This window comes from Porphyrobacter sp. MBR-49, from assembly GCF_053628655.1.
The window spans coordinates 144,288-164,127 of the sequence record NZ_JBRJGU010000006.1; the positions used below are offsets into that span (position 1 = coordinate 144,288).

Annotated in this window: 19 protein-coding genes; 5 read left to right on the plus strand and 14 right to left on the minus strand. The window is 63.5% G+C overall.

The window, feature by feature from the left end; translation table 11 throughout:
- Positions 1-65 precede the first annotated feature (65 nt).
- The 3 genes from topA to plsY form a co-directional block, all read right to left on the minus strand.
- On the minus strand, positions 66-2,654 hold the full coding sequence (gene topA, locus ACSSV3_RS10045) for a type I DNA topoisomerase (RefSeq protein ID WP_354324738.1): 2,589 nt from the start codon (positions 2,652-2,654) through the stop codon (positions 66-68).
- Positions 2,655-2,741: 87 nt separating this feature from the next.
- Complete coding sequence (gene dprA, locus ACSSV3_RS10050) at positions 2,742-3,863, minus strand: DNA-processing protein DprA (RefSeq protein WP_354324736.1); 1,122 nt, start codon at positions 3,861-3,863, stop codon at positions 2,742-2,744.
- Between the two features lie 76 nt (positions 3,864-3,939).
- Positions 3,940-4,524 (minus strand): glycerol-3-phosphate 1-O-acyltransferase PlsY, encoded by a 585-nt coding sequence (gene plsY, locus ACSSV3_RS10055; protein ID WP_354324734.1) that lies wholly within the window; start codon positions 4,522-4,524, stop codon positions 3,940-3,942.
- A 116-nt stretch (positions 4,525-4,640) separates the two neighbouring features.
- Between plsY and murI the strand changes: the two genes are divergently transcribed.
- The 5 genes from murI (at position 4,641) to ACSSV3_RS10080 (ending at position 8,860) form a co-directional block, all read left to right on the plus strand.
- Positions 4,641-5,432: a glutamate racemase gene (gene murI, locus ACSSV3_RS10060; RefSeq protein WP_354324732.1), complete on the plus strand. Its 792-nt coding sequence runs from the start codon at positions 4,641-4,643 to the stop codon at positions 5,430-5,432.
- A gap of 174 nt (positions 5,433-5,606) precedes the next feature.
- Positions 5,607-6,827, plus strand: coding sequence for a 5-aminolevulinate synthase (hemA, locus tag ACSSV3_RS10065; RefSeq protein WP_354324973.1), 1,221 nt, complete (start codon positions 5,607-5,609; stop codon positions 6,825-6,827).
- 84 nt (positions 6,828-6,911) lie between these two features.
- The gene (locus ACSSV3_RS10070) at positions 6,912-7,604 is read left to right on the plus strand and encodes a nitroreductase (protein ID WP_354324731.1); all 693 of its coding nucleotides are present in this window, start codon (positions 6,912-6,914) and stop codon (positions 7,602-7,604) included.
- Between the two features lie 114 nt (positions 7,605-7,718).
- Positions 7,719-8,321, plus strand: a complete 603-nt coding sequence (locus ACSSV3_RS10075) for a cytochrome b/b6 domain-containing protein (protein ID WP_354324730.1) — start codon at positions 7,719-7,721, stop codon at positions 8,319-8,321.
- Complete coding sequence (locus tag ACSSV3_RS10080; protein WP_354324728.1) at positions 8,318-8,860, plus strand: helix-turn-helix transcriptional regulator; 543 nt, start codon at positions 8,318-8,320, stop codon at positions 8,858-8,860. The genes ACSSV3_RS10075 and ACSSV3_RS10080 overlap by 4 nt, the downstream gene beginning before the upstream one ends.
- Positions 8,861-9,162: 302 nt before the next feature.
- On the opposite strand, the gene ACSSV3_RS10085 is transcribed toward ACSSV3_RS10080, so the two are convergent.
- The 11 genes from ACSSV3_RS10085 to ACSSV3_RS10135 form a co-directional block, all read right to left on the minus strand.
- Positions 9,163-10,347, minus strand: coding sequence for a molybdopterin molybdotransferase MoeA (locus ACSSV3_RS10085; protein WP_354324726.1), 1,185 nt, complete (start codon positions 10,345-10,347; stop codon positions 9,163-9,165).
- Positions 10,344-10,880, minus strand: coding sequence for a molybdenum cofactor synthesis domain-containing protein (locus ACSSV3_RS10090; protein WP_354324725.1), 537 nt, complete (start codon positions 10,878-10,880; stop codon positions 10,344-10,346). Before ACSSV3_RS10090 ends, ACSSV3_RS10085 begins: the two co-directional genes overlap by 4 nt.
- A 152-nt stretch (positions 10,881-11,032) precedes the next feature.
- On the minus strand, positions 11,033-13,087 hold the full coding sequence (locus tag ACSSV3_RS10095) for an acetyl/propionyl/methylcrotonyl-CoA carboxylase subunit alpha (RefSeq protein ID WP_354324723.1): 2,055 nt from the start codon (positions 13,085-13,087) through the stop codon (positions 11,033-11,035).
- A gap of 86 nt (positions 13,088-13,173) precedes the next feature.
- Positions 13,174-13,590, minus strand: a complete 417-nt coding sequence (locus ACSSV3_RS10100) for a lysozyme inhibitor LprI family protein (protein WP_354324721.1) — start codon at positions 13,588-13,590, stop codon at positions 13,174-13,176.
- Complete coding sequence (locus ACSSV3_RS10105) at positions 13,587-14,378, minus strand: heme-dependent oxidative N-demethylase family protein (protein ID WP_354324719.1); 792 nt, start codon at positions 14,376-14,378, stop codon at positions 13,587-13,589. The genes ACSSV3_RS10100 and ACSSV3_RS10105 overlap by 4 nt, the downstream gene beginning before the upstream one ends.
- Before the next feature lie 108 nt (positions 14,379-14,486).
- On the minus strand, positions 14,487-15,497 hold the full coding sequence (gene bioB / locus ACSSV3_RS10110) for a biotin synthase BioB (RefSeq protein WP_354324717.1): 1,011 nt from the start codon (positions 15,495-15,497) through the stop codon (positions 14,487-14,489).
- Positions 15,490-15,735: a hypothetical protein gene (locus ACSSV3_RS10115; RefSeq protein ID WP_454184798.1), complete on the minus strand. Its 246-nt coding sequence runs from the start codon at positions 15,733-15,735 to the stop codon at positions 15,490-15,492. Before ACSSV3_RS10115 ends, bioB begins: the two co-directional genes overlap by 8 nt.
- A gap of 132 nt (positions 15,736-15,867) precedes the next feature.
- Positions 15,868-18,033 carry a methylmalonyl-CoA mutase gene (gene scpA / locus ACSSV3_RS10120; RefSeq protein ID WP_354324713.1) on the minus strand — a complete coding sequence of 722 codons (2,166 nt, stop codon included), beginning with the start codon at positions 18,031-18,033 and terminating at the stop codon, positions 15,868-15,870.
- A gap of 117 nt (positions 18,034-18,150) precedes the next feature.
- A complete protein-coding gene (locus ACSSV3_RS10125; protein ID WP_354324711.1) occupies positions 18,151-18,936 on the minus strand; it encodes an enoyl-CoA hydratase-related protein in 786 nt (261 codons plus the stop codon).
- A gap of 100 nt (positions 18,937-19,036) precedes the next feature.
- Positions 19,037-19,489 carry a methylmalonyl-CoA epimerase gene (gene mce, locus ACSSV3_RS10130; RefSeq protein ID WP_354324709.1) on the minus strand — a complete coding sequence of 151 codons (453 nt, stop codon included), beginning with the start codon at positions 19,487-19,489 and terminating at the stop codon, positions 19,037-19,039.
- Positions 19,489-19,821 carry a Rap1a/Tai family immunity protein gene (locus ACSSV3_RS10135; RefSeq protein ID WP_354324972.1) on the minus strand — a complete coding sequence of 111 codons (333 nt, stop codon included), beginning with the start codon at positions 19,819-19,821 and terminating at the stop codon, positions 19,489-19,491. Before ACSSV3_RS10135 ends, mce begins: the two co-directional genes overlap by 1 nt.
- Positions 19,822-19,840: the final 19 nt, after the last annotated feature.

Below are 19,840 nucleotides of genomic sequence, written 5' to 3' on the forward strand. Positions count from 1 at the left end.
AGGTCGCAAAGCTTTATGATTTACCAACGCGGCGCGAAAGGCAGTGATGGCCGCCCGCGCCCGCATCAATCCGTCGCCGGAGCCGCTTTCTTTTTGGCAGGGGCTTTCTTTTTTGCAGGCGTTTTCTTCGCGGCGGGCTTTTTGGCGGCAGCCTTTTTCGGGGCGGCTTTTTTCCTGCCCTTTTTGGCTGGCGGGCCTTTGGCAATGCGCGCGTCGATAAGGGCGATGGCGGCGTCAATCGTCACATCTTCGGGCTTTGTGTCTTTGGGAATCGTGGCGTTGGTGGTGCCGTCGGTGACATAGGGGCCATAGCGACCCGGCATCACCTTGATCTCGCCCCCGCTGGTGGGATGCGCGCCAAGTGTGGCGATGGGTTCGGACGCAGCGCGGGTGCCTGCGCCCCGGTTGGCGGCCTGTGCCAACAGATCAACCGCGCGGTTCATACCGACTTCGAACACCTCGCGGGTATTGGTCAGCTTTCCGTATTTGCCATCGTGGCGGAGATAGGGGCCATAACGCCCGATATTGGCTTCGATTTCCTTGCCGGTGTCAGGGTGCGCGCCGACAATGCGCGGCAGGTCGAGCAGTTTGACTGCCCAATCGAGGTCGAAATCGTCGAGATCCTTGGGGATGCTGGCGCGTTTGGCGTCCTTGCCCTCACCCATCTGAACGTAAGGGCCGAAGCGTCCGGTCTTGCGATGAATATCTTCGCCGGTTTCGGGGTGCTGGCCCATCACGCCATCATCCGCGCCGTCCGCGCCCTCGCCGCCCGGCTGAGCAAAGCGGCGGGTAAACTTGCATTCGGGGTAGTTCACACAGGCCACAAACGCGCCGAACTTGCCACCGCGCAAGGACAGGCGGCCATTGGCGCGGCCTTCGCTGGCGCAAAGCGGGCAGGCGCGCGGGTCGCTGCCGTCTTCGCTCGGGGGGAACAGGAAGTCTGAGAGGTATTCGTCCAATGCCTCGGTCACTTCCGAGGGCAGCTTCTCCATCACCTCGTCGGCCTTGGGCTTGAAATCCTTCCAGAACCGCGCGAGCACCGCCTTGTAATCCTCGCGCCCATCGGAAACGATGTCGAGTTCATCCTCCATGCCGGCGGTGAAATCATAGGCGACATAGGTGGGGAAGAACCGTTCGAGAAAGGCGGTCAGCAAGCGGCCGGATTCTTCGGCGAAGAAGCGGTTCTTCTCCATCCGCACATAGGCCCGGTCGCGCAGGGTCTGGATGGTCGAGGCATAGGTCGATGGCCGCCCGATGCCGAGTTCTTCGAGGCGTTTGACCAGCGACGCTTCGGAAAAGCGCGGCGGCGGCTGGGTGAAATGCTGGGTCGCATCGACGGCGCGCTTGGCCGGGCAATCGCCCGATTTCATCACGGGAAGCAGGCTGCCGTCCTCGTCATCGCTATCGTCGAAACTTTCCTGATAAACCGCAAGGAAGCCGGGGAAGCGCACCACCTGCCCGGTGGCGCGCAACTCGTGCTGCCCGGTCGCATCGCGGAAGGTGACGGTGGTGCGTTCCAACTGCGCGGTCGCCATCTGGCTCGCCATCGCGCGTTTGAAGATCAGGTCATACAGCTTGCCCTCGTCACCGCTCGCAGCGCGTTCGCGGGTGAAATCGGTCGGGCGGATCGCCTCGTGCGCTTCCTGCGCGTTCTTTGCCTTGGTGCTGTAGAAACGCGGCTTTTCGGGGCGGTAATCTTCGCTGAAACGCGCGGCGATGGCATCGCGCGCGGCCATAATCGCGCTCATATCCATCTGCACGCCGTCGGTCCGCATATAGGTGATCGCGCCCGCTTCATACAGCGATTGCGCCAGCCGCATGGTGTGCTGCGCCGAGAAACCCAGCTTGCGCGCAGCCTCCTGTTGCAGCGTCGAAGTGGTGAACGGCGGCGCGGGATTGCGTTTGAGCGGCTTGGTTTCGACGCCTTCGACGGTGAAGCGCCCTGCTTCAACCGCGGCCTTAGCTTCCATGGCAATGCCGGATGCGCCGAGGCTCAGCTTCTCCAGCTTCTCTCCGCGGAACTTGACGAGGCGGGCATCAAACTCGGTGCCATCGTGCATCATCCGTGCAACGACGCTCCAGTATTCATCCGCACGAAATGCCTCGATCTCGCGCTCACGCTCGACGATCAGGCGCAGCGCGACCGATTGCACCCGGCCCGCGCTTTTCGCGCCGGGCAGCTTGCGCCACAGCACCGGCGAGAGGGTAAAGCCGAACAGGTAATCGAGCGCGCGGCGGGCGAGATAAGCGTCAATCAACGGCTGATCGAGCTCGCGCGGTTTCGCCATCGCTTCGGTCACGGCGGTTTTGGTGATCGCGTTAAAGGTGACGCGGTCAACCAGCGACGGCACGCTTTTGCGCTTCTTCAGCAGCTCCAGAACGTGCCAGCTGATCGCCTCGCCCTCGCGATCAGGGTCAGTCGCCAGCACAAGCCGGCTTGCGCCCTTGGCCGCATCGGCGATTTCCTTGAACCGGCTCTGCTTGTCGCGGTAAAGTTCCCACTCCATCGCGAAATCGGCGTCCGGATTTACGCTGCCATCCTTGGGCGGCAGATCGCGGACGTGGCCGTAGGAGGCGAGAACCTTGAAGTCCTTGCCCAGATATTTCTCGATAGTCTTCGCCTTGGCGGGCGATTCAACGATGACAAGCTGCATGATAGTGCCGAGGTGTCCCTTACGTGTGTACGCGCGAGGGTGGAGCGCGGCCTCATACGGCGTCAAGCGGGTTGTGCAAGAGGGAGCTTACCCCGCCCGCCGCACCAGCCCGCCCGCTTCGCGCGCCAGATCGCCCGTCAGTTCGAGTTCGAGCAGCGCCATGTGCACCGCCGCCGCGCCGCTGCCCGATTGGCGGATCAGCTCGTCAACGCTGACCGGCGCGTTGGAAAGCAGCGCGGCGATGGCGTCGGTGCTGGCCGCATCCCACGCGGCCTCAGCCAGTTCGGCATAGTCGAAATCCGCTGCGCCTTCACTCACCCGAAAGCGGGATCGCGGCGCGCCGGTGAAGCTTTGGAGCAGTTCCACCACCTCATCGGGCGTCTGCACCAGCACTGCGCCTTCGCGGATCAACTGGTTGCACCCCAGCGCGCGCGCATCGAGCGGGGAGCCGGGGATCGCCATCACCTCACGCCCCGCCTCACCCGCCAGCCGCGCTGTAATGAGGCTGCCCGATTGCGGCGCGGCCTCGATCACCAGCGTGCCGGATGCGAGGCCAGCGATGATGCGGTTGCGCGAAGGGAAATGCCGCCCGCGTGGCTCGGTGCCGGGGGGTTGTTCGGCGATCAGCAGCGCCTCTGCCGCGATGCGTTCCTGCAAGGCTTCGTGCTGCGGCGGATAGGCGATGTCGATCCCGCTGGCGATCACCCCGATGGTGGCGCGAGTGTGGTGGCCCAGCGCGCCTTCGTGCGCCGCGCCGTCGATACCGCGAGCGAGGCCGGAGACGACGGTGAACCCCGCCTCCGCCAAGGCCGCACCAAAATCACGCGCCAGCTTCACCGCTGCCGCGCTGGCATTGCGCGCCCCGACCAACGCAACGCAAGGCTGCGATGCGAGTGCCAGCTTTCCCCGGCAGGTGAGGATCGGCGGAGCAGAATCGAGTTCGGCCAGCAAAGCAGGATAATCGCTCTGATCGTGGAACAGGTAACGCGCACCCGCCTTGCGCACCGCCGCCACCTCACGCTCGATGCTGTCGGCAGGTGCAGGGCGATACGGCCCGCGCCCCCTGCTGGCGAGATCGGGCAAGGCATCCAGCGCCGCTGCCGCTTTGCCGAACCGCGCGATCAATTGGCGATAGCTGACCGGGCCGATATTGGGCGAACGCAGCAGGCGAATCCGCGCAAAGGCTTCGGTTTGGGTCAATTCAACCATCTGCGATTCCCCGCGCAGGCGGGGACCTCCTTCGAGTTCACGCAAAGTCGCAGGAGGTTCCCGCCTTCGCGGGAATTCACGGCGTTTTCTTCCCCACCCGCGGCTCCTCACCGCGCATCAACCGTCCGATATTGGCGCGGTGCTGCACCAGCACGATGGCGGCGATCGCCAGCAGCGGGACGATGACCTGCGGATAGCCCAGTGCCCACGCCGCAACCGGCGCGGCAATCACCGTCACCATCGACGATACCGAGGATATCCGGCTGAGATACAGCGTCGCGGCCCAGATCGCGGCGCAGGCCAGCATTGCGGGCCACGCCAGCGCCAGCAACGCGCCCGCCGCGCTGGCGAACCCCTTGCCGCCCTTGAACGCCAGCCACGGGGTGAAGCAATGCCCCGCCACCGCCGCGACAGCTGCGATACCTTCCGTCCCCGGCCAGAAATGCCCCGCCACCAACACCGGCACCGCCGCCTTGGCCGCGTCCAGCAGCACGGTTGCCGCTGCCAGCCCCTTGTTCCCGGTGCGCAGCACATTGGTCGCGCCGATGCTGCCGCTGCCGATATTGCGCACATCGCCAAGCCCCGCTGCGCGGGTCAGGATCAGGCCAAACGGGACGGAGCCAAGCGCAAAGCCCAGCAAAGCGGCGAAAAACAATTCCATAAGTCCTCATCCCGCTCATGCCGAGCTTGTCGAAGCATCGTATTTTCTTCTAATGCTGCGATAGTAGCAAGAACGACCCTTCGACAAGCTCAGGGTGAACGGTAATAAGGATTTTCGTGCCATCCTCCCCCATCCTGCTGTTCGATTCCGGTGTTGGCGGACTGTCGGTTTATGATGCCTTGCGCAAAGTCCTGCCCCACGCCCCGGTGATTTACGCCGCTGATCTGGCCGGCCTGCCCTATGGCACCAAGACCGAGGCGCAGATTGCCGCGCGGGTTTCTGGCCTGCTGGGGCGGATGGCGGAACGATACCAGCCGCGCCTCGCCTGTATTGCCTGCAACACCGCCAGCACCATCGCGCTGGGCATGGTGCGCGATGTGCTGGAGATTCCGGTGGTGGGCACGGTGCCCGCGATCAAGCCCGCCGCTGCGCTCACCAAAACCGGCACCATCGGCCTGATCGGCACTGACGCGACCATCCGCCAGGCCTATGTCGATGATCTGGAGGCACGGTTTGGCAATGGCACGCGGTTGCTGCGCATCGCCGCCCCCGGCCTGGTCGCTGCGGCTGAAGCGAAACTGCGCGGGCACGGTGTCGATCCGGCATTGATCGCGGACATTCGCGCGCGGCTTGCGGCGATGCCCGGCGGCGATAGGATCGATACGTTGGTGCTCGCCTGCACGCACTTTCCGCTACTGGCCGATGAACTCGCTGCCGCGTTTGGCGACCAAGTGGCACAGGTTGACGGCGCGCAGGGCATCGCGCGGCGCATCGCAGACCTGCTTAAAGGACAGGATTTCGCCGCGAGCGGCCCCAATCGCTTTATCACCACCGGGCCGCTCTCAGGCGCAGCCGGGCTGGAGGCCGCGCTCACGGCACGCGGGTTCGGCGCTGCGGAGGCGTTCTGAACACCGCCGATTCCCTTGCGAAACGCTCGCAAAGATCGTGGTGGCAAAACCGATTACCCTGACCTAAAAACCCGCGAAACATTTACTCCACTTGTGGGTTATGAACGCAAACGTTCGGAACAATGGGCGGGACGGATCATCCATCCGCACCGCCCGCAACACAAAGAGCCGCGTGTGAATTACGATCAGATTTTCGACCAGGCGATTGACCGCTTGCACGAAGAAGGCCGCTACCGGGTCTTTATCGACATCATGCGGAACAAGGGCGCCTATCCCAACGCGCGCTGTTTCCACGGGCACAACGGGCCGAAACCGATCACGGTGTGGTGTTCCAACGACTATCTGTGCATGGGCCAGCACGAAAAGGTGATCGCCGCGATGGAAACCGCGCTGCACGATGTTGGCGCAGGGTCGGGCGGCACCCGCAATATCGGCGGCAACACCCATCTGCATATCGAGCTGGAACGCGAACTGGCCGACCTGCACGGCAAGGACGGCGCGCTGCTTTTCACCTCGGGCTATGTCTCGAACGATGCGACGCTGTCCACGCTGGCGCGGTTGCTGCCGGGCTGCGTGATTTTCTCGGACGAGCTGAACCACGCCAGCATGATCGCAGGGATCCGCAATTCGGGCTGCGAGAAACGGGTATTCCGGCACAATGATGTCACGCATCTGGAAATGCTGCTCGCCGCCGAAGACCCTGACACGCCCAAACTGATCGCGTTTGAAAGCGTTTATTCGATGGATGGCGATGTCGCCCCGATCCACGCGATCTGCGATCTGGCGGATAAATACAACGCGCTCACCTATATCGATGAAGTTCACGCGGTCGGGATGTATGGGCCGCGCGGCGGCGGGATTTCCGAACGTGATAACGCCGCGCACCGGATCGACATTATCGAAGGCACGCTGGGCAAGGCGTTCGGGGTGATGGGCGGCTATATCGCGGCGAGCACCAAGGTGATCGACTGCATCCGCTCCTATGCGCCGGGCTTCATCTTCACCACCTCGCTATCGCCTGTGCTGGTGGCGGGCGTGCTGGCATCGGTGCGGCACCTGAAAGAGAGCAACGTCGAGCGCAACGCGCAGATGCGCGCCGCCGCGATGCTCAAGCTGAAATTCGCCGAGGCTGGCCTGCCGGTGATGGATTCTGTCACCCATATCGTCCCGCTGATGGTGGGCGATCCGGTGCGCGCCAAAAAGATCAGCGATATCCTGCTGGCCGAATACGGCGTCTATGTGCAGCCGATCAACTTCCCCACCGTGCCGCGCGGCACCGAACGCCTGCGCTTCACACCCGGGCCGCATCACAGCGAGCCGATGATGGACGAGTTGACGAGCGCGCTGGTGGAAATCTGGGACAGGCTGGAGCTGGAACTGGCCGAGGCGGCGTAATCCCGCCCGCGCCGTGCCGTAACGTCCTTTGACGCGCCGCGCGGCTGGGCTAGGCACTCTCCCGATCAGATTCGGGAGAATATAGTGAGCGGGACGCCAGATCAGACTTACGCCGAGGTCGTTCTCGGCCGCCGCAGCATTCGCGGCTATCTCGACAAGCCGGTGCCGCGCGCGCTGATCGAGGAAGTGCTTGCCCTCGCGATGCGCTCGCCATCGTCAATGAACACCCAGCCGTGGCATTTCCATGTCATCACCGGCGAGCCATTGGGCCGCATCCGGCGCGGCAATACCGAACGGATTTTGGCGGGCGAGCCCGACAGCCGCGAATTTCGCCGGGGGGAGCCATTCGCAGGCGTCCACCGCGACCGGCAGGTTGAGGTTGCCAAGCAATTGTTCGGCGCAATGGGGATTGAACGCGATGATAAACCCGCCCGGCAGGACTGGGTGCTGCGCGGCTTCCGCCAGTTCGACGCGCCGGTCTGCGTGATCGTCACCTACGACCGCGAATTGTCCGGCAGCGATGATACCGCGTTTGATTGCGGCGCGGTAACAACCGCGCTGGTCAACGCGGCGTGGAGCCGGGGTCTGGGCTGCGTGATCAACAGCCAGGGCATCATGCAAAGCCCGGTCGTGCGCGAACACGCGGGCATCCCCGACGATCAGGTAATCATGAAAGCCGTCGCAATGGGCTGGCCCGACCCGGATTTCCCCGCCAACGCCGTCGTGTCCTTGCGCAAAAGCGTTGACGAAGCCGCGCGGTTTGTGGGGTTTGACTGATCGCTCTGGCGGCATAAGCACCTGCTTATTGGCACCATCTAAGCGCCGCTCCAATGGAAGCGGGCGCGGGTAGCGTTCAGGTTTCCTTTGCAACCGACTGCAAAGGAACCTGTGATGACCGTACACACCCCGACCCGCCGCTGGGATCCGCTGGTAAAAATCACCCACTGGGGCGTGGCTGCGGTGGTGGTGGTCAATGCGCTGATCGTTGGCGAAGGTTCGATCGCGCATATCTATGCCGGCTATATTCTGGCGGCGTTGCTGGGCCTGCGCATCTTATGGGGCTTTATCGGCCCATACGCCGCGCGGTTCAGTTCGTTCACGCCCAACCCGGCCAAGGCATTTGAGCATATTGGTGACATCAGGGCGGGCCGCCACGAAATCCACAAATCGCATAACCCGTTGGGGGCGTTGATGGCCTATGCGCTGTGGGCCTGCCTTGCGGTGATTATCGCCAGCGGTATCGGCATGGCCGGAGCGCCGCCTGCCATCGACGCATCAGTCAGCCCTGCCGATTTCGTTTCGGATGAATACCGCGAAGCCGCCGACAGCAGCAAAGGCGAGGAAAGCGCGGCCACAGAATTGTTCGAAGAAGTGCATGAAGTTGCCGTCAACCTTCTCTATCTGCTCATTGCGCTGCATATTGGCGGCGTGGCCTTCGAAACCGTGCGCAGTGGCAAGCGCACGCTCACCGCGATGCTGCCAGGAGGAAAGTGACCAGCACCCTCAAACCAACCCCGCAACGCGGCGACCACCGGATCGCGGTGGTTGGCGCGATCGTGGTGGTTCAGGCGATTGCGGCTGTGTTCTTCATTGCCGACGCAGCGGTTGATATCGCGTCGGAAGAATGGGGTCTGCACATCCTTGCCGAAGTGCTGATCGCGCTGGCCTTATTGGCCGGGGTGGCATTGGGGGCGTGGCAAACCCGGCGGATGATCGAGATCGCACAGCGCAACGAACAGGCCCTGCAGGTTGCGCGCGGCGCAGTCGCCGAGATCATGGCCAGCCGGTTTTACGCATGGCGTCTGAGCGAAGCCGAAACCGAAGTCGCTCTGTTTGCGCTCAAAGGCTTCGAGACAACCGAAATCGCCGAACTGCGGCAAGTTGCCGAAGGGACAGTAAGGGCGCAGTTGACGTCAATCTACGCCAAGGCGGGGGTCTCATCCCGCCATGCGCTTTCCAGCCTGTTTCTCGAAGACCTGATCGAAGTGTCCGCGAGCAAAGGCGGCCCGCCAAAATGCAGGGATGCAGATTAACCCCAAGGTTCGATGCGCCTGACTCATCGACCCTTCGTTAAGTCCGTGCGGCATTCGAGCATGTCCAGCGCGTGATGTGTCAACATCTCGGCGCGCTGGTGTTACGCGGGCTTACCGCATGATCGCTGGCTTCGCACGCGGGTTGCGCCGCGCATCGCCTGTTTCTGGATGGCGGCAGGGATCGATGAGTTTCTCGACCGTGTCGAGGCTGAAGGTTCGCTCGCCTTCGCGGAAACAGGCCGCGGTGATCGCTGCCGGGGCGACCGCGAGCGTGCGACGTATGGACGCGGTCGCAATATGTTTCAGAAATCGAGCGCCATTACCGGATCGCCCGCTTCCGCTGCGGGGGAGCCGGGCGGACGGCGGATTAGCCAGTCGGCCCGCGCCAGCGCCGCCTGCGCGCCGCTATCCTGATTGGTGATCGGTTCCAGCCCCGCCTCGCCCCAGCGCGCACGAAGGAAAGTCTCACGATCGCCGGTGGCGGTGATACTGGCCGCCAGCGGAATTGTCCGCCAAGCCAAGGTTTCGCGCAAGCATTGCCCCTGCAAACCCGCCAGCAGCGGCACCAGAAACAGGCGCGCTGTAACCATTGCCGAGGTCGGATTGCCGGGCAGGCCCAGCACCCATTTGCCCTTTGCCCGCCCCAGCCACACCGGCTTGCCCGGCTTCAGGGCGACCTTGGAAAACAGCACTTCCAATCCGTGCGCTTCGAACATCGGCTTGGCAAAATCGCGCTCGCCCACCGAAGCGCCGCCGGTGACAATCACCACATCGGCCTGTTGCAACATCTCCCCGGCCAGTTGTTCAAGCGCTGGCAGACTGTCCTGCCCGATCATCCGGGCGACCACCCTGCCCCCTGCCCGTTCCGCCATGGCAGCCACGCCGAAGGTCACACTTTCGGGAATGGCATCGGCCCGCAGATGCGCCATGCCCGGCGGTGCCAATTCATCACCGGTGCCGATGATTGCCACGCTGGGCCGTGCGGCAACGGTGACGCTCGCCCGGTCGGCAGCCGCCGCAGCAATCATCGCGCGCGGGGTAAGGCGGGTGCCCGCTGGTAACAGGATATCGCCTTCGCAAATGTCGCTTCCGGCCGCGCGCACGTGCCCGCCGGGGCCATAGCCATCGGCAAAGCACACGTCATCGCCTTCGCGGCTGGCGTATTCCTGCATGATGCAGCGATCGGTGCCCGCTGGCATCGGCGCGCCGGTAAAGATGCGCACAGCCTCACCCGGCCTGACAGGCTTGGCGAAGCTCGCCCCCGCGCGTGCCTCCCCGATGACGCGCAGAACCGCACCGGGGCGCGTGGCCGCATCCGTGACCGCATAACCATCCATCGCGGCCGTCGCGGTGCGCGGGTAGGTGCTGCGGGCGATCAGCGGCGCGGCGAGCACGCGGCCCGCCCCCTCGGCCAGCGGCATTTCCACGCTTGCGAGCGGCGTGACCGCACCTTCGAGCAGGGCCAGTGCTTCATCAACGCTGATCACGCGCAAACGACCCTGAGGCGCGGCAATGCCCCCGCAATCGAGCACGGCTTGTGGCGACTGTCGAATTCCAGTTCGAGCAATCCATCCCACGCATCGCGGCACGCCCCCGTCGATCCCGGCACGCAGAAGATAAAGGCATCGCCCGCCTGCCCGGCAAAGGCGCGTGATTGCATGGTGGCGACGCCCACGCTGGTCAGGCTCTTGTTGTGGAACGCGACGGAAAATCCGTCCATCTCGCGGCGCAGCAACGGCTTGACCGCTTCGGGGGTGTTGTCGCGCGGAGAAAAGCCGGTGCCGCCGGTGGTGAGGATAATTTCGATCTGCGGACGCGAGAGCCAATCTTGCAACTGCGCGCGGATATCAGCGATCTCATCCCTCACAATCGCGCGGTCGATCAGCCGGTGCCCCGCAGCCTGCAAGCGATCGCACAGCAGCGCGCCCGAGGTATCGGTTGCCAGACTGCGGCTATCCGAAATGGTCAGCACCGCCATGCCGAGCGGGTGAAACATCGCCTCTGTGTCAATTCCAGCCATCAGGCCTTAGCCTCCTATTGATGCAAGATGCGGGGTTGCCCCGCTATTACCATCATGCAGGCGATGCGGGGGAGCCTTGGTTGCAACAAGCCCGCGAATATGCGCAATCAACGGCTGCGGATTCACTCGCCCCCGCCCGCAGGAAGCTGGTGCTACTCCAACTCCAGAATCACCGCGTCGACCGCTAGGCTTTCGCCTTCTGCTGCGTTGATCTTCGCTATCACGCCTTCCTTTTCGGCGCGCAGGATGTTTTCCATCTTCATCGCTTCGACCGTAGCGAGCGGCTGACCCGGCTGCACCGTTTCGCCTGCCGCCACGTGCAGCTTCACCAGCATCCCCGGCATCGGGCAGATCAGGAAGCGCGACAGATCGGGCGGCACCTTTTCGATCATCAGCGATTCGTGCCGCGCCAGCCGCAGCGGCAGCACCAGTGCAGTATGCGCCGCGCCGCGCGTCGTGACCTTCCAGCGGTTGCCGATCCGATCGACGATCAGGCCAAAGCGGACTTCATCGCCATCCCCCACCTTGCCGGTGGCAGTCGCTTCCACCATGCCGGGCAACCAGTCGCAGGTGCCGTCCACCCGCACCCCGTCAACCATGGCATGGCCATCGCCCAGAACCACCTCGAACCGCTCATCTCCCAGCTTCACCAACCATTCGCCGGAGACCGGCAACGGCCCGTCAAGCTGGCCCGAAATGTGCCGCGCGCGCGCCTGCAGGCTGAATTCGTTACCCGCACACACGGCGGCGAGGATGCGGCGGAAATCCTGCGAAGTCGCGGCCCCGTGGAAGCCATCAGGATATTCCTCGGCGATGAAGCCCGTCGTCAACTCGCCCGCACGAAAGCGCGGGTGCTGCATGATCGCGCTCAAAAAATCGACATTGTGCCCCAGCCCCTTGATGCGGAAATTGTCGAGCGCCTCGATCTGCAAATCGGCTGCTTCGTCGCGGGTGGGTGCCCATGTAATCAGCTTGGCGATCATCGGGTCGTAGAACATCGACACCTCGCCGCCTTCGTATACGCCGTCGTCAACTCGCACCGAGCCATTGCCGCGCGCCACCCCGCGCCGCGCCTTGCCTGCGACGGTTTCATCTTCGCTCCATCCGGGCAGCGGCGGCGAATAGTGCACCAGCCGCCCGGTCGAGGGCAGGAACCCGCGATAGGGGTCTTCGGCATAGACGCGGTTTTCAATCGCCCAGCCGTCAATCCCGATATCATCCTGCGTCATGCTGAGCTTTTCGCCGTAAGCGACGCGGATCATCTGTTCGACCAGATCAATCCCGGTGATTGCTTCGGTCACAGGGTGTTCGACCTGCAAACGCGTGTTCATTTCGAGGAAGTAGAAACTCTCCCCGCTCGGGTCGGCGCCGCTGACGATCAGTTCGACCGTGCCCGCCGAATAATACCCCACCGCGCGTGCCAAGGCGACGCATTGCTCGCCCATCGCCTTGCGCATTTTTGGCGTGACAAACGGCGACGGGGCTTCTTCAACCACCTTCTGGTGGCGGCGCTGGATCGAGCATTCGCGCTCGTTCAGGTAAAGGATATTGCCGTGCTGATCGCCCAGAATCTGGATTTCGATGTGGCGCGGGTTGAGGATGAATTTCTCGATGAACACGCGGTCATCGCCGAAGGAATTAAGGCCTTCGCGCTTCACGCTTTCAAAGCCTTCGCGCACGTCGGCCTCGGAATAGGCGAGCCGCATTCCCTTGCCCCCGCCGCCGGCGCTGGCCTTCATCATCACCGGATAGCCGATCTCGTCCGAAATCCGCACCGCGTGCTCGGTATCGTCAATCTCGCCGACAAAGCCGGGGACGACATTGACGCCCGCCTGCATCGCCAGTTTCTTGCTTTCGATCTTGTCGCCCATCGCGGCGATTGCGCCCACGGGAGGGCCGATGAAGGCGATGCCTTCCTTCGCCAGCGCCTCAGCGAAAGATGTGCGTTCGGACAGGAAGCCATAGCCGGGATGCACGGCCTCGGCCCCGGTCTGCTTGGCTGCGGCGATGATCCGTTCCGCGATCAGATACGATTCAGCAGCAGGCGAAGGCCCGATATGCACCGCCTCGTCAGCCATAGCCACAAACGGCGCGCGGGCATCGGCATCGGAATAGACCGCGACGGTCTTGATCCCCATTTTCCGGGCGGTGGTAATGACCCGGCAGGCGATCTCGCCACGGTTGGCAATCAGGATTTTCGAAAACACGGCGGAACCTCTCGTACAAACGCGTTATCTTGTCACCGGGCTATGCCGCCTGATGGCGCAGCCTGCAAGCTAGCGGATTTGAGGCTTCAACCCTCGGTTTCGACCAGTTCGCGCAATTGATCGGTGCGCATCCGGGTGAGCCGCGCCTTGCAGGTGGATATCAGCAATGGTTCCAGGCTGCCGCCGCGTGCATAGTACCCCTCAACCCGGCAATGCGCGTCGCGGTAGCGCAGCCAGCCGCGCTGGGATTCGAGCAGGCTTTCGAAATAGCCTTCGCGGGTGTCGCGTTCACCCGCACCGTGGGCCACAAATGCGGCATCGCGGGCCTTCATTGCGGCGGCGGTGATCGGCCACTGCGCATTGAGGCGTTCATCCGCGACTTCGAAATCGCGCGCGGCGCACCAGTTCATTTCCTGCTGCATGATCGGATCATCGCAGCTCCAACCGGGCACGGGGGCTTCAGCGGCTTGCGCGAACAGCGGGAGTAGCAGCGCGGCGATCATGGCGCGTTCCTTTGGGCAAAACCGATCAGGCTATCAGCGTAGGCGGGCGCGCCGCGCCTGTCACCCTCCCCGCTGACGAGGGTTTGCACCGCCTTCCCAAGCATGGCGATATTGGCGGGGGAGAGGTTGCCGAGCGGCTCAACGTAAATGCCGATGCCGAACAGGATCGCGCCCGTCTGCGGCAGCCGCCGCAGCGTCTGGCGTTCGGAGCGGACAAACAGGGTTTCGCCAGCGTTCTCGGGCGTGACATGGGCGAAGGCCTCTTGCGGCGGGCGGTCGGGCAGCCAGCGGCGTTCTCCCGTCGCGGCGATGAACCAGTTGCAGCGGGCATAGATCGGGCCGGGGCGCAGGGTTGCCATGAAGCGGTCGACCCCGGTGGCGAGTTGCTCCTCATAGCCCGCGATGGGCGCATGGAGCGCGCGCAGGGGCAGGCCGATTTTGTCCGCCGGGTGCCAGTCCGATGGCCATGCGACCGCCGCACCGATCAGGCGATACACCTCCTCGCCTTGGCGCTTGGTGAGCAGGCACAGGTCTTCGTGGGTGGCGAGCGCAGCTTCGGGCAGCGCGCCTTGGGTGCCGAGCATCGCCGCCAGCTCGCGGCCCGGCGCGTGAGCCTCGGGGGTGAGTTGCACGCCCTGCGGCCATTGCGCAAAGCCTTCTGCCCGCGCCGCAAGGTCAGGCGCAGGCTGGAGCCAATCGCGCTCCTCCAGCTTGACCAGCCCCATGCGCAACTGCCCACCCCCGCGCGCCTTGGGGAGCAGGGTATCGACGGAGAAACCCAAACTCACCCTAATCCGTCTTGCCGGACTTGATCCGGCATCCCGCTATCTTTGTCCCCACGTGCCCGAAGGAAGCGGGACCCCGGATCAAGTCCGGGGCGACGGATGGGCGCGGGTTCACGCCCCCACCACCGCCGCCTTGCATGCCCGTGCAGGTTCCTCACCCTTGAGCGCGGTCAGCCCCAGTTTGGCAAACAGCGCGCCATCGCTGTCGTCACCCGCATTGGGTGCGGTCAGCAGCTTGTCGCCGGTGAAGATCGAATTCGCGCCTGCAAGGAAGCACAGCGCCTGAGTCGCCTCGGACATCGATTCGCGCCCCGCCGACAGCCGCACCATCGAACGCGGCATGGTGATCCGCGCGACGGCGACCGTGCGGACGAACTCGATATCGTCGATTTTGGCGAGCGGGGTGTCCGCTAACATATCGCCCAGCACCGTGCCCTTCACCGGCACCAGCGCGTTGACCGGCACGCTTTCGGGATGCTGCGGCAGGGTGGCAAGCGTGTGGATGAAACCCACCCGATCCTCGCGCGTCTCACCCATGCCGACGATCCCGCCGGAGCAGACATTGATCCCCGCCTTGCGCACGTGATCGAGCGTATCCAATCGGCACTGGAAATCGCGGGTGGAAATCACGCGCTCGTAATATTCGGGGCTGCTGTCGATGTTGTGATTGTAGTAATCGAGCCCCGCCTCGGCGAGCATTTCGGCCTGATGCGGTTCGAGCATCCCCAGCGTCATGCAGGTCTCGAGCCCCATGTCGGCTACGCCCTTCACGATCTCCACGATCGCGGGCATGTCGCGGTCCTTGGGATTGCGCCACGCCGCGCCCATGCAGAAGCGCTGCGAGCCCGCATCCTTCGCCTGCGCCGCACGCTGCAGCACGGCCTGCACGTCCATCAGCTTGGTGGCTTCGACGCCGGAGTCCGCCTTCACCGATTGCGAGCAATAGCCGCAGTCCTCAGGACACCCGCCGGTCTTGATGCTGAGCAGGGTGCACAGCTGGACCTCGGTGGCGGGGTGGTGCGCGCGGTGTATGGTGGCGGCCTGAAACAGCAACTCGGTGAAGGGCAGGTCGAAGAGGGCCGCGATTTCGGCGCGGGTCCAGGTGGTGCGGATTTCAGTCATTTGATGCTTCACCGACCTTCTTGATGATTTTCCGCGCAAACCAATGAAACACGAAGACGCATATCACCGCGTAGATAATTGCCGGCAGCGAGCCGGACAGCCAAATTCCCCATTTTGATGGCTCGACGTTTCCCGTGATCTGCTGCTGGATTCCAATAATCCCCTGCACGGTCAACCAGAACAGGACTGAAAAGATTGCAAAACCAATCGAGACCAAACGAACGAAACGACCCATCACTCCACTACCTCCTTCGTCGTTGCGAGGAGCCGCAGGCGACGCGGCAATCCAGATACCGCCGTATCCTCGCGGCGCGACGTCAGAAGCTGGATTGCTTCGCTTCGCTCGCAATGACGAGGGAGTAGAACGACCCTACTCCGCTGCATCGTCCAGCCCCTCGCCCCCCAAGTCTCCGGGCGGCGGCATGTTGTGGCCGAGCAGCACCAGAATATCCGCCGCGCATTCGACCACGTTGCTGCCGGGGCCGTAGATCCCCTGCACCCCCGCCTCGCGCAAATAATCGTAGTCCTGTGGCGGGATCACGCCGCCTGCCGTCACCTTAATGTCGCCGCGCCCGGCTTCGCGCAGGAGCCGGATCAGTTCGGGGATCAGGGTCTTGTGGCCTGCCGCCAGCGAAGACGCGCCGACCACGTCGACGTCCTTCTCCAGCGCCATAGCGGCGCTTTCTTCAGGCGTCTGGAACAGCGGGCCGCTGATCACATCGAAGCCCATGTCGGAAAACGCCGACGCGATCACATTCGCACCGCGGTCGTGCCCGTCCTGGCCCATCTTGGCGATCATGATGCGCGGCGCGCGGCCCAAGCGGCGGCCCACGGCTTCGACGCCGTCCGTCACTTGCGCCCATCGGCGGTCGAATTCGTAGGCGCTCTTGTAAACGCCGCTGACCGGCGCAGGCGTGGCATCGTGGCGGCCGAACACCTCTTCCATCGCCGAGGAAATCTCGCCCAAAGTGGCATCGTGGCGGGCGGCTTCGACGGCGAGGGCCAGCACGTTCTCGCCCGCAGCGCAGCCCGCCGTCAGCGCCGCCAAGGCCGCCCTGCACGCCGCCTCGTCGCGCCCTTCGCGCACCTTGGCGAGCCGCGCAATCTGGCCGGTGCGCACCTTCTGGTTATCGACCTCCAGCGTCTCCATCGGGTCTTCGCTGTCTTTGCGATATTTGTTGACCCCGACGATCACCGTCTCGCCCTTGTCCACGCGGGTCTGCTTTTCCGCCGCCGCGCGTTCAATCGCGGCCTTGGGCGCGCCAGTCGCGACATAGGCGGTCATGCCGCCTGCGGCGTCCACATCGGCCATCATCGCCTCGGCCTCTGCCACCAGCGTCGCGGTCAGCGCCTCGATATAGTGCGAGCCGCCGAGCGGATCGACCACATTGCAGATGCCGCTTTCCTCTTGCAGCACCAGCTGGGTGTTGCGCGCGATCCGGGCGCTGAAATCGGTGGGGAGCGCGATGGCTTCATCGAGCGCATTGGTGTGGAGCGACTGCGTGCCGCCCAGCACCGCCGCCATTGCCTCCACCGTGGTGCGGATGACGTTGTTGTAGGGGTCCTGCTCCTGCAAGCTGACGCCGCTAGTCTGGCAGTGAGTGCGCAGCATCTTGCTACGTTCGTCCTTCGCCCCCAACCCGTCCATAACGCGATACCACAGCGTGCGCGCGGCGCGCAGTTTGGCGATTTCCATGAAGAAGTTCATGCCGATGCCGAAGAAGAAGCTGAGGCGGCCCGCGAAGGCATCAATATCCAGCCCCGCCGCCATCGCCTTTTGCGCATATTCCTTGCCATCAGCGATGGTGAAGGCGAGTTCCTGCACCGCCGTCGCCCCGGCTTCGTGCATATGGTAGCCCGAAATCGAAATCGAATTGAATTTTGGCATGTTGGTCGAGGTATAGGCGATGATGTCCGCAATGATCCGCATCGAAGGTTCGGGCGGGTAGATATAGGTGTTGCGGACCATGAATTCCTTAAGAATGTCGTTCTGGATCGTGCCCTCAAGCTTATCCTGCGCCACACCCTGACGTTCGGCTGCGACGATGAAGAACGCCAGCACCGGGATCACCGCGCCGTTCATGGTCATGCTGACGCTCATCGCATCGAGCGGGATCTGGTCGAACAGAATCTGCATATCCGCGACCGTATCAATCGCCACCCCCGCCTTACCGACATCGCCGACCACGCGCGGGTGATCGCTGTCATACCCACGGTGGGTGGCAAGGTCGAAGGCCACCGAAAGGCCCTTTTGCCCCATCGCCAGATTGCGGCGGTAGAAGGCGTTGGATTCCTCGGCGGTGGAAAAGCCCGCATATTGCCGGATCGTCCACGGACGGCCCGCATACATCGAGGCTTTCACCCCGCGCGTGAAGGGCGCGAAGCCGGGCAGGCCGGGGTCGAACCCGGCATGATCCTCCGCTGTGTAGAGCGGTTTTATGCCGAAACCTTCGGGCGTTTGCCACGTAAGGTCGCGGCCTTTCACCTCTTTATCGGCGAGGGCTTTCCAGTCAGCGAGGGTGAGTTTTTGGGTCATGTCTATACAATCCCGTCATGCTGAACTTGTTTCAGCATCCATGGCGCGGCATCCGGCCAAGGCTGGTGGGGCAAAATGGACCCTGAAACAAGTTCAGGGTGACGAAGTGGGGGAGGCCTACTCCCCCTTGAATTCCGGTTTGCGTTTCTGGAGGAACGACATCCCGCCTTCCGTTGCATCGGCTGTGCCGCCAGCAACGCGCTGCGCTTCTGCCTCGGCTAACAGCACCATTTGCAGGTTGGTGTCGAGCGCGACTGCGATGTTGCGTTTCATCTGGGCGTAGGCAATCGTCGGGCCGTTCGCCAGTTTGGTCGCGAGCGCGCGGGCATCGGTCATCAGGTCGGCATCATCGACGCATTTGTAGATCAGGCCCCATTCCTCGGCCTGTTCCGCCCCGATTTTCTCGCCCAGCATCATCATGCGGGTGGCGCGGGCGCGGCCGATGGCGCGGGTGAGCAGCCAGGTCGATCCGCCATCGGGGACAAGACCGATATTGACGAAGGCTTGGAGGAAATAGGCGCTCTTCGCGGCGATGGTAAAATCCGCCGCCAACGCCAGCGAACAGCCGACACCAGCCGCCGGGCCGTTCACAGCGCAGATCACCGGCACGCTCGCGCGGATCAGATGGCTGATCGCGGGGTTATAGTGATTGTTCAGCGCCTTGTGGCTACCGCCCTTGCCCGTCACCACGCTGTTATCACCGCGCGCAGACAAATCCGCGCCCGAACAAAAACCCTTGCCCTCTCCCGTAATCAGCACCGCGCGCGCGTCCCCAAGATCATAAAACGCCAGCCCGATTTCATCGGCCATTTCCGGGGCCATGGCGTTAAGGCGTTCGGGGCGGTTGAGGGTGATGGTCAGCAGCGGGCCGTCACGGGTGACGCGGATGGATTCGTAGGACATTTTTTCAACCTTTCTCATTTTCGTCATTCCGGCGAAGGCCGGAACCCAGTCCCGCCTTACCGCTTCTGGGCCCCGGCCTACGCCGGGGTGACGAGGTAAGTTAATTCGACCAATGCGCATCCTCGCGCGGCGTCTCCATGATCTCGGTCAGCATGCCGCCCATGTCCTTGGGATGGACGAAAAAAATCGGGGTGCCGTGCGCGCCGATCCGCGTGGGGCCGAGGATGCGCTTGCCTTGTTCCTCGAACTCGGCGCGGGCCTCGGCGATGTCGGGTACTTCAAAGCACAGGTGATGCTGCCCGCCGAGCGGGTTCTTGGCGAGGAAGCCGGCGAGCGTGGAGTTTTCCCCCAGCGGCTCGATCAGCTCGATCTGGGTGCCGTTCATCGCCCCGTCCGCACCGGGGGTGTCGACGAAACAGACCTTCACGCCCTGCTCCTCAAGATCGAACGGCGTATGGATCTTGGTCGCGCCCATGACGTCGCGGTAGAACGCGATCGAGTCCGCCATGGAGGGCGTGGCGACCCCGATGTGGTTGAGACGGCCGAGTTTCATTAGCCTGCCTTCCGACAAGGAAAAGCTCGTGCCAGCGCCTCACCCACTAGTACGTTAGCTGTTTCGGTTCCTCTTTCGTAACGGGTCGCAAGATATCTGCGGACGATGCCCCGCAGCTCTGCGCTTGAGACTTCCGAGTAAATACAGAAGATACCGTTTGCCGCGACGTTCTCTGATCGCAAACTTTCATGATCAATTACACCGTGGATATAACCAACGCAGAGCGCAAGGTTCACCTCATGTGAGATTTCGGTCGATGGCGTGTTGCAAACTACATTCAACTTTTCAGCGGTCGTGGCAGATGCTGGCGACGCAAACGCTATTGCGCTCATCGCTGCGGCTGCGGCCAAG

Excerpts from the sequence above, each read along its gene's own strand:
- scpA (WP_354324713.1), bottom strand. The coding sequence starts at position 18,033 with ATGACCCAAAAACTCACCCTCGCTGACTGGAAAGCCCTCGCCGATAAA.
- topA (WP_354324738.1), bottom strand. The coding sequence starts at position 2,654 with ATGCAGCTTGTCATCGTTGAATCGCCCGCCAAGGCGAAGACTATCGAG.
- ACSSV3_RS10135 (WP_354324972.1), bottom strand. The coding sequence starts at position 19,821 with ATGAGCGCAATAGCGTTTGCGTCGCCAGCATCTGCCACGACCGCTGAA.
- plsY (WP_354324734.1), bottom strand. The coding sequence starts at position 4,524 with ATGGAATTGTTTTTCGCCGCTTTGCTGGGCTTTGCGCTTGGCTCCGTC.
- ACSSV3_RS10100 (WP_354324721.1), bottom strand. The coding sequence starts at position 13,590 with ATGATCGCCGCGCTGCTACTCCCGCTGTTCGCGCAAGCCGCTGAAGCC.
- bioB (WP_354324717.1), bottom strand. The coding sequence starts at position 15,497 with ATGACTGAAATCCGCACCACCTGGACCCGCGCCGAAATCGCGGCCCTC.
- ACSSV3_RS10090 (WP_354324725.1), bottom strand. The coding sequence starts at position 10,880 with ATGGCTGGAATTGACACAGAGGCGATGTTTCACCCGCTCGGCATGGCG.
- dprA (WP_354324736.1), bottom strand. The coding sequence starts at position 3,863 with ATGGTTGAATTGACCCAAACCGAAGCCTTTGCGCGGATTCGCCTGCTG.
- mce (WP_354324709.1), bottom strand. The coding sequence starts at position 19,489 with ATGAAACTCGGCCGTCTCAACCACATCGGGGTCGCCACGCCCTCCATG.
- ACSSV3_RS10075 (WP_354324730.1), top strand. The coding sequence starts at position 7,719 with ATGACCGTACACACCCCGACCCGCCGCTGGGATCCGCTGGTAAAAATC.
- ACSSV3_RS10125 (WP_354324711.1), bottom strand. The coding sequence starts at position 18,936 with ATGTCCTACGAATCCATCCGCGTCACCCGTGACGGCCCGCTGCTGACC.